This is a genomic window from Pseudomonas paeninsulae (genome assembly GCF_035621475.1).
GTDB lineage: Bacteria > Pseudomonadota > Gammaproteobacteria > Pseudomonadales > Pseudomonadaceae > Aquipseudomonas > Aquipseudomonas paeninsulae.
Genome location: NZ_CP141799.1, coordinates 2,040,799 through 2,055,480, shown reverse-complemented (window position 1 = coordinate 2,055,480; position 14,682 = coordinate 2,040,799). Strand labels below are relative to the sequence as shown.

14 protein-coding genes and 2 pseudogenes are annotated in these 14,682 nt (G+C 60.7%); 10 read left to right on the top strand and 6 right to left on the bottom strand.

The genetic code is table 11. The annotated features are described in order from the left end of the window. Positions 1–20 precede the first annotated feature (20 nt). Positions 21–1,229, bottom strand: coding sequence for an ammonium transporter (locus VCJ09_RS09490; RefSeq protein ID WP_324734102.1), 1,209 nt, complete (start codon positions 1,227–1,229; stop codon positions 21–23). A gap of 386 nt (positions 1,230–1,615) precedes the next feature. Between VCJ09_RS09490 and VCJ09_RS09485 the strand changes: the two genes are divergently transcribed. The 5 genes and pseudogenes from VCJ09_RS09485 to VCJ09_RS09465 all read left to right on the top strand — a co-directional run bounded on the left by VCJ09_RS09485 (position 1,616) and on the right by VCJ09_RS09465 (position 4,307). Then, positions 1,616–1,933 (top strand): DUF883 family protein, encoded by a 318-nt coding sequence (locus tag VCJ09_RS09485; protein WP_079201600.1) that lies wholly within the window; start codon positions 1,616–1,618, stop codon positions 1,931–1,933. A gap of 11 nt (positions 1,934–1,944) precedes the next feature. Continuing rightward, on the top strand, positions 1,945–2,328 hold the full coding sequence (locus VCJ09_RS09480) for a phage holin family protein (RefSeq protein WP_324734101.1): 384 nt from the start codon (positions 1,945–1,947) through the stop codon (positions 2,326–2,328). Next, the gene (locus VCJ09_RS09475) at positions 2,325–2,660 is read left to right on the top strand and encodes a hypothetical protein (RefSeq protein ID WP_324734100.1); all 336 of its coding nucleotides are present in this window, start codon (positions 2,325–2,327) and stop codon (positions 2,658–2,660) included. The genes VCJ09_RS09480 and VCJ09_RS09475 overlap by 4 nt, the downstream gene beginning before the upstream one ends. Positions 2,661–2,746: 86 nt before the next feature. Continuing rightward, positions 2,747–3,253 (top strand): annotated as a pseudogene (locus VCJ09_RS09470) (EAL domain-containing protein); the annotation flags it as partial. A 124-nt stretch (positions 3,254–3,377) separates the two neighbouring features. Next, a complete protein-coding gene (locus tag VCJ09_RS09465) occupies positions 3,378–4,307 on the top strand; it encodes a c-type cytochrome domain-containing protein (protein WP_324734099.1) in 930 nt (309 codons plus the stop codon). A gap of 127 nt (positions 4,308–4,434) precedes the next feature. Here the strand turns inward: VCJ09_RS09465 and VCJ09_RS09460 are convergent, their stop codons facing one another. Continuing rightward, the gene (locus VCJ09_RS09460) at positions 4,435–4,812 is read right to left on the bottom strand and encodes a DoxX family protein (RefSeq protein ID WP_079201596.1); all 378 of its coding nucleotides are present in this window, start codon (positions 4,810–4,812) and stop codon (positions 4,435–4,437) included. A 324-nt stretch (positions 4,813–5,136) separates the two neighbouring features. Between VCJ09_RS09460 and VCJ09_RS09455 the strand changes: the two genes are divergently transcribed. The 4 genes and pseudogenes from VCJ09_RS09455 to VCJ09_RS24960 all read left to right on the top strand — a co-directional run. Next, the gene (locus VCJ09_RS09455) at positions 5,137–6,468 is read left to right on the top strand and encodes a deoxyguanosinetriphosphate triphosphohydrolase (RefSeq protein ID WP_079201595.1); all 1,332 of its coding nucleotides are present in this window, start codon (positions 5,137–5,139) and stop codon (positions 6,466–6,468) included. A gap of 3 nt (positions 6,469–6,471) precedes the next feature. After that, positions 6,472–7,527 carry an FUSC family protein gene (locus VCJ09_RS09450; RefSeq protein WP_324734098.1) on the top strand — a complete coding sequence of 352 codons (1,056 nt, stop codon included), beginning with the start codon at positions 6,472–6,474 and terminating at the stop codon, positions 7,525–7,527. Between the two features lie 145 nt (positions 7,528–7,672). Next, positions 7,673–9,478 (top strand): hypothetical protein, encoded by a 1,806-nt coding sequence (locus tag VCJ09_RS09445; protein WP_456107306.1) that lies wholly within the window; start codon positions 7,673–7,675, stop codon positions 9,476–9,478. A gap of 103 nt (positions 9,479–9,581) precedes the next feature. Then, positions 9,582–9,944 (top strand): annotated as a pseudogene (locus VCJ09_RS24960) (HD domain-containing phosphohydrolase); the annotation flags it as partial. Between the two features lie 90 nt (positions 9,945–10,034). Here the strand turns inward: VCJ09_RS24960 and VCJ09_RS09440 are convergent. Next, positions 10,035–10,379, bottom strand: a complete 345-nt coding sequence (locus tag VCJ09_RS09440; RefSeq protein WP_079201593.1) for a YggL family protein — start codon at positions 10,377–10,379, stop codon at positions 10,035–10,037. A 236-nt stretch (positions 10,380–10,615) separates the two neighbouring features. On the opposite strand from VCJ09_RS09440, the gene dacB reads away from it, so the two are divergent. Further along, positions 10,616–12,055, top strand: a complete 1,440-nt coding sequence (gene dacB, locus VCJ09_RS09435) for a D-alanyl-D-alanine carboxypeptidase/D-alanyl-D-alanine endopeptidase (protein ID WP_079201592.1) — start codon at positions 10,616–10,618, stop codon at positions 12,053–12,055. Positions 12,056–12,082: 27 nt separating this feature from the next. On the opposite strand, the gene VCJ09_RS09430 is transcribed toward dacB, so the two are convergent. From VCJ09_RS09430 to VCJ09_RS09420, 3 genes are all read right to left on the bottom strand, one after another. Continuing rightward, on the bottom strand, positions 12,083–12,511 hold the full coding sequence (locus VCJ09_RS09430; protein ID WP_079201591.1) for a hypothetical protein: 429 nt from the start codon (positions 12,509–12,511) through the stop codon (positions 12,083–12,085). Between the two features lie 107 nt (positions 12,512–12,618). Beyond that, positions 12,619–13,782 carry an MFS transporter gene (locus tag VCJ09_RS09425; protein WP_324734097.1) on the bottom strand — a complete coding sequence of 388 codons (1,164 nt, stop codon included), beginning with the start codon at positions 13,780–13,782 and terminating at the stop codon, positions 12,619–12,621. A 290-nt stretch (positions 13,783–14,072) separates the two neighbouring features. After that, positions 14,073–14,366 carry a SelT/SelW/SelH family protein gene (locus VCJ09_RS09420; RefSeq protein WP_324734096.1) on the bottom strand — a complete coding sequence of 98 codons (294 nt, stop codon included), beginning with the start codon at positions 14,364–14,366 and terminating at the stop codon, positions 14,073–14,075. Positions 14,367–14,682: the final 316 nt, after the last annotated feature.

Genomic DNA, 14,682 nt, shown 5'->3' with positions numbered 1-14,682 from the left:
AACCTTTTGGATCGCCTTGATCAGTCCTCGGTATGCGAGCCGATCTTGTGGATCGACAAGTCGGCGCCAATGAACTCTTCTTCCTGGCTCAAGCGAATGCCGACCAGCGCCTTGAGCACGCCATACACCAGCAAGCCACCGGACAACGCCACCAGCACGCCCAAGGCAGTGCCGGCGAATTGGCTGATCAGGCTGACACCACCCAGGCCGCCCAGAGCCTGCTGACCGAAGATGCCACAGGCGATCCCGCCCCACACGCCGCACAGGCCGTGCAGCGGCCAGACGCCGAGCACATCGTCGATCTTCCATTTGACCTGGGTCGCGGTGAACGCCCAGACGAACAACGCCCCGGCGATAGCGCCGGTGGCCAAGGCGCCGATCGGGTGCATCAGATCGGAGCCGGCACAGACCGCCACCAGCCCAGCCAACGGGCCGTTGTGCAGAAAACCCGGGTCATTGCGCCCGACCAGCAAGGCCGCCACGGTGCCGCCGACCATCGCCATCAGCGTATTGACCGCCACCAGACCGCTGACGCTGCCCAGGGTCTGCGCACTCATCACGTTGAAACCGAACCAGCCGATGATCAGGATCCACGAGCCCAGGGCGAGAAACGGAATATTCGACGGCGCGAATGCCACCAGCTTGCCATCGCGATAACGCCCATTACGTCGCCCCAGCAACAACACCGCCCCCAGGGCCAGCCAACCGCCCATTGCATGCACGACCACCGAGCCGGCGAAGTCATGGAAAGGCGCGCCGAACTGCGCCTCGAGCCAAGCCTGAACGCCGTAGTTGCCGTTCCAGATCACGCCTTCGAAGAACGGATAGACGAAAGCCACGATCAGAATGGTGGCGCACAGTTGCGGACCGAACCTGGCGCGCTCGGCGATACCACCGGAGATGATCGCCGGGATCGCTGCGGCGAACGTCATCAAGAAGAAGAACTTGACCAGGGCATAACCGTTGTCTTCGGTCAGCACGCTCGCCGGCTCGAGGAAAGTCACGCCATAGGCAATCCAATAGCCTATAAAGAAATAGGCTAGGGCCGACACGGCGAAGTCGGAGATTATCTTCGACAAGGCGTTGACCTGATTTTTCTGGCGAACCGTACCCACCTCGAGAAAGGCGAAGCCGGCGTGCATGGCCAGCACCATGACCGCACCAAGCAGGATAAACAGGGTATTGGAGCCGTGAATCAGGGTTTCCACAGCACTATTGATGTTTTCCATCAGCGAAGAAAACTCCATGGTTAGGGAAGACGCACCAAAGCGGGTCGCTTATAAGTGCATACGCACCATCTAGCAGCATAACAAGCGACCCACTTCATGTAGTACAGCCATACAGGGCACCAAAATAGTCCCGATCAAAACTGCACAAAATGCACTTAATCTATACTTATTAATGACTTATCAATGCACCATGGCGTCCAGGCCGACCCTTGGCAAGCCCCATAAAAGAGCGCTCAGCCAAGGGCGCGCACCAGCACAATGCAAGCGTTGTACCAGTGCATGATCGGTCAGCAGCTGAAACCGCCTGGCAATATGAAGAAGGAACCCAACCCCCGCACAACACTCGAACCTCTTACACTGAACAGAACCGCTCAAGGAGAGACCCGATGCCTCGTAAAAACGCCAGCGCAACAAGCCAGGACGAACTGCTCAACGAATTTCAGGCACTGGTTAGCGACACTGAAAAACTGCTGCAACATTCGGCCAGTCTGGTTGGTGAGCAAGCCGAAGAGCTGCGCGAACAGATCCGCACCAGCCTCGGCCGCGCCCGCTCCACCTTGCACAATGCCGAAGACTCGCTACGTGATCGCGGCAAGGCTGCAGTCCAGGCAACCGAGGGTTATGTGCAGACCCATCCCTGGCAGACTCTGGGCGTGGCCGCCGCTATCGGTTTGCTGCTGGGCATGCTGATCACGCGGCGCTAATGAGAGAAGACATGGACGCCACACCTCCCTCCACACCCAGCCGCGGCGCCTCTCCGCGACGCTTTGCCGGTGCCCTGCTGGGTTTATTACATGGCCATATCGCACTGTTTGGCGAAGAGCTTAAAGAACAGCAAAGCCATACACTTCGTCTGTTGGTACTGACCAGCCTGAGTCTGGTGTTTGGCCTGCTCCTGGTGATTGGCTTGTCCGCTGCGCTGCTGATCAGTTTCTGGGATAGCCATCGGCTAGCCGTGATCATCTTTCTGTGCTCGGCTTATTCCCTGGGCCTGCTGATTTGCCTGCTACGCCTGCTGACACACCTGCGCAATGCCCCTCCACCGTTCAGTGCCAGCCTCGAAGAACTGGCCCGTGACCGCGAGCAACTGCTGCCATGAGCCTACCTGAACTGCCCGCCAAGGCCTCGCGCAGCGAGTTACGCAAAGCCATGCTGCGCCTGCGCCTGGAAATGCATCGCCAGGAACTGCGCCACGAAACCCTGGTGATCCTGCAACCGCTACGCCAGGCGCAGTATTTCAGCAGCCATTGGCGTGAAGAGCTGGGCAACAGCAATGCACCCCTTTGGGTCGCCGGTGGCGCCCTACTGCTGGCAACGCTGGGTATACGCCGCGGCAACTGGCGGCGCTGGCTGCGCATCGCCCTGGTCGCCTTCCCGCTGCTCAGGCGCAACCCGCCGCGAGGCACTGACAACGAGGCAAAAGCCCCATAAGCGTGCCACTCGATCTTTCCTAGCTGAACCATAACGCCGCACTTCGCGGCGTTTTTCTGCCTGCCCATAAGCGAAGGAAGTGCCCGGTGTTCGACGGTCAACCGCTCGCCCTCTTTCCAACCTTTTATCGACACCGCCACTGGCCCCCTGCACTCGGCCGGGTCACTGCGCAGCGCTGCGAAAACCTCTCGCTGCCGCGAACAGGCCCTGGCGCGCTTGCATGGAGCTCCATTGGCTGGTTCCTTAGCCTGAATATCTCGCCAACTGCGTCCCGCCCAGCCGCTACCCAGCTTGAAGCAGTTGCAGCGCAGCGGCATCGACCCATCGCGCAACGTCTTCGAGATTACCGGACTGGGCGGCGCCAGCCAGCGTTTTCCCGGCGTGGTGGCGCGTTCCCGTGAAGCCGATGCGCGCATCGCCATCGATGACTGCGCTGCTGGTTATTCGCAACTCGATCGGCTGCTGGCCTTACCGCCGGACATTCTCAAGCTGGATACGCACCTGCGCCAGGCAGCCGCCTGGCGGGCCCAAGCGGCGAAGTGGTCAAAGCCCTGACGCAGATAGCCGAGAAAACCGGCTGCAGGCTTATAGCCGCTGTAAGCGCAGACATGCTTACCGGCGATCGCTACTGCAGCTTTGCACGCTGAAATTTTCCGCCCGCAACGGGCACCAGCTAGGCTTGAAAGACCGAGAGGCAACCCTGAGACGTGGTTCTCCATGCCTGATCATCTCCTCCGCAAGCTTGCGATTGCCCTGATGCCAGCCCTGCTCGCCGGCCTACAGGGCAGCGCTGCAGAACCGACCTTCAACGATATCGCACCGATCCTGCAACGTCGTTGCGTGCTCTGCCATGCAGGGCCACAGCCGCCGCTGGACTTACGCCTCGATAGCCTTGCCCAGCTGCTCAAGGGCAGCCAACGTGGCCCTGTCGTGCAGACCGGCGATCCAACCGGCAGCGAGCTGATCAAGCGTCTCAAAGGCATCAGCCAACCACGCATGCCACTGACTGGCCCGCCATTTCTCAGCGACACCGAAATCGAGCTGTTTGAACGCTGGATTGCCGCGGGACTCAAGCCCGCGGTCGAGCCACGCGCAACAGACGCAATGCCCAACCCTGGCGCGGCGCCTGCAGCCACACTTGGCACGACGCTGAACTACAGCCATGTGGAAGCAATTTTCGCCCGACGCTGCACCAAGTGCCATTCGTCTCATGGCTTGATGGGGGCAGCGCCCGAGGGCTATCTGCTGTCCTCCTATGCGACGACCCTGGCTTACGACGACCGCGCGCGGGTCGTGCCCGGCTCGGCAGACGCCAGCGAGTTGGTGCGGCGTATCCGCGGGCAGGCACGACCACGCATGCCATACGATGGCCCACCCTTTCTCGACGAGACGGAAATTGCCCTGATCGTCGACTGGATCGATCAAGGTGCACGCGATGCGCAGGGCAAACCCGCACCGCTGCCAAGCGGAGCCAAGGTACGCCTGCAAGGCACGCTCGGTGCCAACTGGCGGCTGGATACGCTGCCGCTCAAGATCAACGCCAAGACGCGCAGTGAACATTCGCCCCAAGCCGGCGACTACGTGCAGGTGCGTGGTCGCCTGATGCATGACGGCAGCGTACTGGTCGAGCGGATCAGGCCACGCTGACGTTAGTCGCGCCATCTCCCCGACAGGTACAACATACAAGCGGATTTATCCGCGAAGTTTTATCGCCGCCTCAGGGTTTTCGCGGATTAATCCGCCCCCTATGCAACAGGTCATTGGGACAGCGCGACTACTTACCGCGCTGGGCATCGACGCTGAAGGCGCCCGCACCTTGCACGTAAAGCAGAAGCAATCCGCCAGCCATGGCGAGGTTCTTCATGAACATGATCATTTGCGTCTGTTCGGCAAAGTTATTATGAAAAATCAACGCGGACGCAATACAGAAAGCTGACAGCGCCAGCGCCGCCCAGCGGGTGAGAAAACCGAAGATCAGTGCAAGACTGCCGCCGATTTCCAAAGCTATCACCAGCGGCAACAGCGCGCCGGGTATGCCCACGCTCTCCATATACCCCTGAGTACCGGCATAACCGGTGATCTTGCTGAATCCGGCTAACAGAAAAATATGAGCCAGCAGCAGCCGAGCGACCAAGACGATTGCATTATTCATACATCCTCCATTATGAGAAAAAACCGTTTAAGCGAACGCTAACGGCCTGCTTCGGTGGATCACCCTATATTCGCTGTTGCGGGAGATGCAGATGGGCAGAGACACGCTTTCGCGTAACAAGCCCCAGCTGGCAGGATGCCTCCATTCGCACCTAGATTTGACCTTAGCAACGCCCCCCACCTTTCGCCACTCGAAGCCAAATTGAGCGACGCCACAGTAATGCCCGCATGCCGTGCCTTGCGACACGAGCAGCCTGGATACTTGCAGGAAAGCTCGGCAACCCCGAAGCTAGAGACATCAGCCACTGAATGGCGAGGACTGGCCTTGGACTGGCAAACACTGCTCAATCGCGAACGACTCGGCAAACCGACGCACAGCGCCGATGAATTGGGCCGCACGCCCTTTCATAAAGATCATGATCGGATCATTTTCTCCGGCGCATTTCGCCGCCTGGGACGCAAGACCCAGGTGCACCCGGTGTCGAGCAACGACCATATCCACACGCGCCTGACCCACTCGCTGGAAGTCAGCTGCGTCGGACGCTCGCTGGGCATGCGCGTCGGCGAGATGATTCGCCCTGAACTGCCCGCCTGGTGTGAGCCAAGCGACCTGGGCATGGTCGTGCAGTCGGCATGCCTGGCCCATGACATCGGCAACCCGCCATTCGGCCATTCTGGCGAGGATGCGATTCGCCACTGGTTTCAGCAGGCCGCAGGGCGCGGTTGGCTGGATGCGATGAGTGCGGCCGAGCGTGGCGACTTTCTCAGTTTCGAAGGCAACGCCCAGGGTTTTCGCGTGCTCACCCAGTTGGAATACCACCAGTTCGACGGCGGTACTCGGCTGACCTATGCGACCCTCGGCACTTACCTGAAATACCCCTGGACCGCGCGTCACGCCGAAGCGCTCGGCTACAAGAAGCACAAATTCGGCTGTTACCAGAGCGAACTGCCACTGCTCGAACAGATCGCCCAAAAACTCGGCCTGCCGCAACTGGAAGAACAGCGCTGGGCGCGCCATCCGCTGGTCTATCTGATGGAGGCGGCAGACGACATCTGCTATGGCCTGATCGACCTGGAAGATGGCCTGGAGATGGAGTTGCTCGATTACAGCGAAGTCGAGGCGCTGCTGCTCGACCTGGTCGGTGACGACCTGCCGGAAACCTATCGCCAGCTTGGCCCGCAAGACTCCAAACGGCGCAAATTGGCGATCCTGCGCGGCAAGGCCATCGAACACCTGACCAATGCCGCTGCCCATGCCTTCGTCGAGCAACAGGACGCCCTGCTGGCCGGCACCCTGCAAGGCGATCTGGTCGAGCATATGCACGGCACCGCCAAACGCTGCGTGCAGAGCGCCAAGGACATGGCGCGGGAAAAAATATTCCAGGACAAGCGCAAGACCTTGCACGAGATCGGCGCCTACACCACCCTGGAAATTCTCCTCAATGCCTTTTGTGGCGCCGCACTGGAGCAGCACGGCGGACGCACGCCATCGTTCAAACACCGGCGCATCCTCGACTTGCTCGGCAACAATGCGCCCGATCCGCACGGATCGCTGTATACCTCGTTTCTGCGCATGATCGACTTTATCGCCGGCATGACCGACAGCTACGCTACTGAAATGGCCCGTGAAATGACGGGGCGCTCGAGTCCGGTGTAATTCATGAAAAGTGTCCTGCGCAAAACCTTCAGCTGGCATGCCGGACCGCCGGCCTGGGGGCCGGCGATGGTCGCCGGCTTCGGTTGCGCCCTGCCCCTGCTGCTGGGTTTGTTCAGTGCCCACCCGGGCTTTCTCTGGGCATCGGTTGGCGCCTTTCAGGCCGCCCAGGCCAACCCCCTGCACCGCCTCGGCATGCTGCGCATGTTGATGCTCATTGGCCTCGGTGCCGGCAGTGCCGGCCTGGGTTTCTGGGCGGCCAGCGACCCGCTGATCAGTCTCGGCCTATTCGGTGCCTTCGGCTTCTTGCTCGCCTGGCTACAACGCTTTGGCAGCGAAGCCGGCAAACTCGGCATAGGCCTGGCCGTCTGTTTGTGCCTGGGCCAAGGTCAGCAAGGCCTGGGCAACCTGGATAAACCGCTCGCCATCGCCATGCTGTTCATCCTCGGCGGGCTCTGGGTGATGCTCCTGGCGTTTGGCCTGCGCGGTATGCATGGCCTGCGCATGTGGCCATACATGCCACGCTTCGTCAGCCTCCTCAAAGTACTCAAACGCCACGCCAAACGCCTGCCGCGCCAGCAGTGGCGCCTGCATGCGCTGGCCTGCACCCTGGCCTTCTCGCTCGCCGGTCTGGTCGTCAACCTGGCTGAATTGCAACGCGGCTACTGGTTGACCTTGACCGTGGTCACCACACTGCAGCTGGAATTCCAGGGCAGCCTGGTACGCGCCCTGCAATCGAGCTTGGCCAGCCTGGCTGCGGCAGGGTTATTGATTCTGCTCGGGCATAGCTTGCAGGACCCGCCGCTGATGGTCGCCACCCTGCTGCCGCTGATCGCCATCAGCCGTGCCATACAGGCCAACCACTATGGCTTATTCGTACTGCACACCACCGTCTGCTTCGTCTTGCTGGCCGAAAGCCTCGCGCAAGATTGGCAGCTTGCCGAGGTGCGCTTGCTCAACGCCCTGTTTGGCGTGGTACTGGTGCTGTTCGTCGCGCTGCTCATGCACGGCCTGAGTCAGTTACTGGGCAAACACGCGAAGCGCGTTGCCACGCCGCGGTGAGCACCTTGAGTCGGGCATCCCGCCGGCGGACGAATAGCAGCTCTAAGCAGATGTTTTCTTATAATTAATAGCATTTAGTAGGCAAGCCTGCGGACCCATCACTATGCTTCCTGGGTCCGTAGCGCACTTCACGGAGAGACGCGCGATGCTGAGGATTGCCAGGCCCCACGACCGTCGCTTCCCCCTGCACGTACATATCAGCGTGTTGTTCACCTTGCTGTTATTGCTGATCGGCATAGTACTGGGACTGTTCAACTACCAGCAGAACTCACAGATCATCTTCTCCAGCAGCGCCAAGCTGTTCGAGCGCATCCAACAGGATGTGCAGAAAGATCTGCGCCACACCTACCTACCCATCAACCACCTGCTCAGCATGCTGGTGCTCAATCGCGACACCCAGGCGACCGATCTTCAGGGTCGCCTGGCGCTGCTTGAACCTTTGGCCCAGGCCCTGCGTGACAACCCCAAACTGGCCTCGCTCTACCTCGGCTATGCGGACGGCGATTTTTTCATGCTGCGGCCACTGCGCAGCGAGACGGTGAAGCAGCTCCTGGCGGCACCCGAGCAGGCGACCTATCAGGTCTGGTCGATCGACCGCAGCGCAACCGGGGTCGAGGTCCATTACCTGTTCTTCGATGACGCGCTGAACCTCATCAGCCAGCAGCAACGCCCCCTCGAAGCCTTCGATCCACGCAGCCGCAGTTGGTACCTGAGCGCCAGCAGCCATGCGGAGCAGATCACCACCGCGCCTTATGTGTTCTTTTCCACCCAGCAAGTCGGCACAACCTTGACTCGGCGTGCCGGGCCGACCAGCGTTCTGGCCGCAGACCTGACGCTTTCCGACCTTTCCACAACCCTGGCCCAGCACCAGGTGACGGCTAACAGCCAAGTCATCCTGTTCGACGCCAAGGGCAATACCGTGGCCTATCCAGACAGCACGCGCCTGCTGCTGATGCATAACGGCAAAGCGTACCTGACCCCGGCCCGAGACCTCAGCCCGGAGCTCGCGACCCTCCTGGCCGATGGCCTGGACGCCCCGCATCAGGGCGTTCTGGAGTTGAGCGAACGACGCTGGGTCGTCTCTCGCAGCCATATCCAGGAAGGTGGACCGCAAGGTCTGTACCTAGCGCTACTGGTGCCGGAAGACGAACTGCTGGCCGACGCCTACCGCATCCGCTGGCAAGGCGCACTGATCACGCTGACCGCCTTGCTGCTGTGCCTACCCTTGGGCTGGCTGGCTTCGCGCATTATGGCCAAACCCCTGCGCGCCTTGGTGTTAGAGGCCGAGGCCATCCGTCGTTTCGACTTCGACCACCCTTCCAGCGGTCACTCGCTGGTACTGGAAGTGGATCAACTGGCTAAATCCATGGCGCGGATGAAAGAGACCATTGCCAGCTTCCTCGAGGTCTCCGCCAGCCTCTGCGCCGAAACCCGCTTAGAGACTCTGCTTGAGCGAATCCTGCAGGAAACCGTGGCCATCAGCGCGGCCCACGGCGGCCTGATTTACTTGCTCGATGCCGACAGCGGGCGTCTGGAGCCTTATGGTCTATTGCTCGACGGCGCGCAGCACAGCCTCGACAAGCATGGCATTCGTGGCTACGCCAAGGCCGCCAGCCAATTGCCCAGCTGGCTGCAGCAACCAGCCAACGGCGACAAAAGCCGCATCGTCTCGCTGGGCTTCGACCAGGCCGACGACTACCGAAGCCTGCTGCTGACCCTCGACAGCCCGCGCGTGCACCTGGTTGCCACCGGTCTGCATAACCCTCAGGGCGACAGGCTGGGCGTCCTGGTGCTGCTGCACTGCGACCGTGGCGAGCCAGCCGACCGAGCCATGCAAAGCCCCGAGTGCGTGGCGTTCGTCGAGGCGGTGTCTGGAGTAGCAGCGCAGTGTATTGAAAGCCAGCGCCTGCTGGATGGGCGCAAACAGCTGCTCGACTCCTTGTCCAACTGATCGTCGGCGCCATCGATGCCGAGCCCCCTACGCCGATGGCCCCGGCCAGCGATGATAAATCGGAAGTGTTGCATATTGCCGCCTGGCTGCATGACTGCGGCAAGGTCACCACGACAAAATCGATAACAACACTGTCCGAAACGCCTGCACCGCGAGCAGATAACCGACCGGCACGAATGATGGCAATAGCCGATATTTTCGAAGCGTTGACTGCTGCGGACCATCCGTACAAAAAAAGGCCACGCTGCTCTCGGCAGTCACTGCTCATCATGGCGACCATGTGCAAGAACGCGCGCATTGCCCCGCAACTGTTTGGCTTGTTCGTGCGCGCAGAAATTTATCGGCGCTACGCCGAACGCTTCATGCGGCGCAACAGATCGATGAGGTGGATGACCGCACGGTACTGAGCAAAGCCGGACTGCTAGACAAGGCGCCCACTGGGTTTGGTATCTTTTTGCCGAAGTAGAGGGTCTTGCAGGAGAGAGGGGTGGAACGCGAGGTCCTGCATGGACGGTGAAGCAACGGCTGGGCATGTTGCATGCCCAGCCGGCGAACGTCAGGCCGGAGTATTGATGGTGCTTTCTGGATACCAGACATCCATCAGCGGGCTGACAGTAATGTCGACCAGCTCATCACGACCTTTCAACCAAGCTTCGACCTGGGTACGCTGTTCTTCGCTGACCGAGCCACGCTGGGCCAGACATACCAGACCATAGTCATCGCCGCCGACATAACCAAGACCATTGGCGGTCATGGCGTCACGCAGAAACTGATCAAGGAATGCATCAATGGCCTCTTCGGCCAGATCGTCTTTGAAGTTCAGGTTCAGCTCAAAACCCAGCTCCTGGAATTCATCCACGCAGAGTTTTTTGCGCAGACGGCGGGAACGGTTAGTAGCCATGGAACAATCCTCAAAAGTGATAACGCGCGGCACTTTAGCAGCTTGCCGTGCGAATTGCCCGCCTCGCTGCCTGCCAGGCGACAGGCGCTGCACCGGAGCAAAGCATTGACGCCGATCATGGAGCAGCGCAGCATCCCGGCCCTCGGGCATAATGTGCGGCAATTCGCAAAACCTCGACGAGACCTTCCGTACATGTCATTCGTGACCACCAACCCTCAACTGGAGGGTATCTACCCATGATCAACACCTTGCGCACGCTGGTTATCGCCGGCTTGCTCCTACCGCTCGCCCTACCCTTGCAGGCTGCCGTCAACAGCGGCCTGTCGCCCAAGGTTGAGCAATCGCTGAAAGCCAGCAAGATCAGTACCCAATCGCTGTCGGTGGTCACCCTGCCGCTTACCGGTCCTGGCAACAGCACCTTCTTCAACGCCGACGTGTCGATCAATCCGGCCTCGACCATGAAGCTGGTGACCACTTTTGCCGCGCTGGAACTGCTCGGCCCGACGCACCAGTGGAAAACCGAGTTCTACACCGACGGCCCGCTGAAAGACGGCGTGCTGCACGGCAACCTGTTCCTCAAAGGCGGTGGCGACCCCAAGCTGAACATGGAGCGCCTCTGGCTGCTGCTGCGCGACCTGCGCGCCAACGGCGTGCACCAGATAAGCGGCGACCTGGTACTTGATCGCAGCCACTTCAACCAGCCCGCGCTGCCGACCTTCAACGATGACGGTGGCGACACCAACAAACCTTATCTGGTCACCCCCGACGCCTTGCTGGTCAACCTCAAGGCAGTGCGCTTCGTCGCGCGTACCGACGGCGGCAAGGTGCATATCGCGGTCGAGCCACCGATTGCCGAGATCCGCATCGACAATCAGGTCAAGGCCTTGCCGGCAGGCAAATGTCCAGGCTGGCCGGATGTGCGCTACAACCCGGTGAAACAGTTCGACGGTACTACCGTGATAGTCACCGGCAAACTTGCAGAGGGCTGTAAGGCCCAGACCTATCTGTCGCTGCTCGACCATCCCGGCTATGCGGCCGGCACCGTACGGGCCATCTGGCAGGAGCTGGGCGGCAAGATCCTCGGCAAGGACCGCCTCGCCGAGGTACCGAAAGATGCCCGCTTGCTTGCTCGCGCTTTCTCCCCGGATCTGGTGGAGATCATCCGCGACATCAACAAATACAGTAACAACACCATGGCCCGTCAACTGTTTCTGAGCCTCGGCGCGCAGTTTCGCAATGAGGCCGACGGCGACGACGCCAAGGCCGCCCAGCGGGTGATCCGCAGCTGGCTGGCGCGCAAGGGCCTTACTGCCCCGCACCTGGTAATCGAGAACGGCTCCGGCCTGTCGCGTGACGAGCGCGTCAGCGCACGTGAAATGGCACAACTGCTTCAGGCTGCCTGGAAAAGCCCCTATGCCGCCGAATTCATCAGCTCCCTACCGCTGGTAGCCATGGACGGCACCATGCGCAAACGCCTGCACCGCACCGCCCTGGCCGGCGAGGCACATATCAAGACCGGCACCCTGAACAATGTCCGTGCCATCGCCGGCTACAGCCGCGACAGCAATGGCAACAGTTGGGCGGTGGTGGCGATTCTCAATGATCAGCGGCCCTGGGGCGCGTCATCGATTCTCGACCAGGTACTGATCGACCTGTATCGCCAACCTAAACCCTGAACGCATAGGTAGGCGGCAACCCGGCATTCAGCCGCGCAAGCCGCCTTCGCGCTCCCAGGCGCAGCGCACCCGTAACTCGCCTTCCTGAGGGCTGTGACCCGCGTTGTCCGACTCCCAGCGGAAAGTATGAGTGCCGCTCAGTTCGGTTTCCAGATGCACCACGGCGCTGGCCCAATACAGGCGTTTGAGCAGTGTCTCGAACCGCTCGACCCACAGACTCCACTCGTACTCGACCGCGCGGTAACTGGCGCCGAAGTGAATCACCTGCGTCTGGTACAGGCCTTCTTCGGGCTGCTGGCAGAAGGCAAACATCTCGCGCCCGAGAAATGGCCAGGCCTCATCAGCCGGCAACTCACCCAGCACCTGGTGGTTGATCTCACGGCGCAGACGGCTCTGTGCCGGACTATCGGACGGCCAGTCGCGAATGCAGCCATAAACGATGGATTCAGACTCCACACGGGCACTCCAGAAAATCAAGGCTGCCTTCTAACACAGCGCCGATTGCCGAGAAAGGAACTGCTGGGGAATTTTGTCATTTTGCCGGCCGACTCACACTCGCCGGGTCAGGAAAGACGCGGGCCGCGACGCATGACCCAGGCCAGCGCCGTCATCAACAGCGCCAGGCTGGTCAGCACCATGAACGGCAATTGATAGTGACCGGCAAGATCGCGCGCCAGACCAGTCAGAACCGGCGTCAGACACGCGATGCTGTAGCCCATGCAGAGCATCATCGCAGTCCAGCGACTGACCGCCAGCGGCGAGCCCGCCTCGTACAACGGCAGCACCAGGGACAAAGCAAATGAGCCGCCGAGACCGAAGCCGATGCTGACCGCCCAGAATTCCGGCGCGAAAGTCGGCACGAAGGTGATCATCGCCAAGCTGACAGACGAGACCACGCCACAGGCGACCAACAAGGCATAACGATTGCCGAAACGCTGGGCCAGCCAGGGCAACAGGAAGGCACTGGGCATGCCCATCAGCATCGAAATACTGAACAGCGCATTGCTGTGCGGCAGGGTCAAGCCTGCCTCGTGGTAACGCGCCACCGCCCAGGTTGCCAGGGCATAGAACAGCCCGGCCTGAATCGCGAAAAAGCAGCTGATCAACCAGGCCCGCGGTTGATTCCAGGGCAAACCGCTGTCGGCTTCGGCGGCTTCCGCAGACTCCGCCCGATTGGGCAGGCACAGCCATAACAGCAGCCCCAACATCGCAGGCAAGGCCCAGACCGCCAGCCCCTGCGGCCAACTGTCGCCGAACAGTTGCGTGGCCGGCGCCGTCAGCACGGCACCAGCCGCGCCGCCTACAGCCATGCTCAGGGAATACCAGCCGACCACGGTGCCCATCTGCCCAACGAAGTGGCGCTTGATAAACCCCGACAGCAATGGCCCGGCAATCGCAATGGCGGCACCGAGCAGCACCGCACTGGCAATCAGCACAACACTGGACTGGCCAGCCAGGCGCATCAGCAAGGCGGCGGTGATCACCCCCATGCACAAGGCGATGGTGCGTTCCAGCCCTAGACGCAGAGCCAGACGCGGTGCAAAAGGTGCCAGCAATCCCATGCACAGTACCGGCAATGCCGTGGTCAGGCTGATCAGGCTCCGGCTCAACGCCAACTCATCGGCAATCCGCTCGATAAGCGGCGCCAGAGAGGTGATACCGGGGCGCAGATTGATCGCCGCGACCACCAGTGCCAGCAATAGCAGGGCTCTAGACGGCGCGTTCAATTTGCGTCGGTCCGCAGCGGTCGAAAATACAATTGAAAAGAGGTTTCATGCGTGGCTTTCACTAAAATTCCAACATCGTCGCAACTAGCCTACAGGGCTGGCAACCCTAGCGCCGAGGCAGCTTGAGAACAAGGCCAAAAACATAAAAGCTGACCGAACGATCAGCCAAATGAGGCTCGCGTATTTGTCACGGCCCAGCGTGGCTGAGTGTATTGAGTTACCAGGATTGCCAGGATTGCCAGGATTGCCAGAATGCCAATCAATCCAGCAAAGCGCTGCCGTACGAACGGTCAGGTGTCGACTGAACGATCATTGTGGCCAAGATCCCGCGCCGGATCGATCAAGTCGCGCAAGCGCTGCTTGAGCACCTTGGCTTCGGGAAAACCACCGTCGGCCTTGCGTTCCCATATCTGCACGCCGTCACAGGTGACGCGAAACACCCCACCGCTGCCAGGCTGCAGGCTGACCTTGCCAAGATCATCGGCGAAGGTCGACAGCAGTTCCTGGGCCAGCCAGGCCGCGCGCAACAGCCACTGGCACTGACTGCAATAGGTGATAGTCACTTCAACTTTGTCGCTGGACATAAACCACTCTGCCTACGCAAAAAATCATGATAACCCCGTCCGAAACTCGAGAGTGCAACGTAAAAGGCCCGTTTACCTTGTGTCGGTAAGCGAGCCTTTTAGATGAAGCTTCGGTCAGCTAGTGGACTGATCGATTAATCCGTTCGCCCATGGACTCAGCCTATCCAGAACCTTGCAGGAGGCCGCGACCCGCGGCAAATACAGCCCTCAGGGCTGCCAGATTGCGCTGTCGCGGTGCAGGACACACCGTGGTCGGGCCTTCCACAAATAAGACTCAAGGCGGCGAACTTGAGTTAACCAACCAACCGATCAGGCC

Excerpts from the sequence above, each read along its gene's own strand:
- VCJ09_RS09490 (WP_324734102.1), bottom strand. The coding sequence starts at position 1,229 with ATGGAAAACATCAATAGTGCTGTGGAAACCCTGATTCACGGCTCCAAT.
- VCJ09_RS09485 (WP_079201600.1), top strand. The coding sequence starts at position 1,616 with ATGCCTCGTAAAAACGCCAGCGCAACAAGCCAGGACGAACTGCTCAAC.
- VCJ09_RS09480 (WP_324734101.1), top strand. The coding sequence starts at position 1,945 with ATGGACGCCACACCTCCCTCCACACCCAGCCGCGGCGCCTCTCCGCGA.
- VCJ09_RS09475 (WP_324734100.1), top strand. The coding sequence starts at position 2,325 with ATGAGCCTACCTGAACTGCCCGCCAAGGCCTCGCGCAGCGAGTTACGC.
- VCJ09_RS09465 (WP_324734099.1), top strand. The coding sequence starts at position 3,378 with ATGCCTGATCATCTCCTCCGCAAGCTTGCGATTGCCCTGATGCCAGCC.
- VCJ09_RS09460 (WP_079201596.1), bottom strand. The coding sequence starts at position 4,812 with ATGAATAATGCAATCGTCTTGGTCGCTCGGCTGCTGCTGGCTCATATT.
- VCJ09_RS09450 (WP_324734098.1), top strand. The coding sequence starts at position 6,472 with ATGAAAAGTGTCCTGCGCAAAACCTTCAGCTGGCATGCCGGACCGCCG.
- VCJ09_RS09445 (WP_456107306.1), top strand. The coding sequence starts at position 7,673 with ATGCTGAGGATTGCCAGGCCCCACGACCGTCGCTTCCCCCTGCACGTA.
- VCJ09_RS09440 (WP_079201593.1), bottom strand. The coding sequence starts at position 10,379 with ATGGCTACTAACCGTTCCCGCCGTCTGCGCAAAAAACTCTGCGTGGAT.
- dacB (WP_079201592.1), top strand. The coding sequence starts at position 10,616 with ATGATCAACACCTTGCGCACGCTGGTTATCGCCGGCTTGCTCCTACCG.
- VCJ09_RS09420 (WP_324734096.1), bottom strand. The coding sequence starts at position 14,366 with ATGTCCAGCGACAAAGTTGAAGTGACTATCACCTATTGCAGTCAGTGC.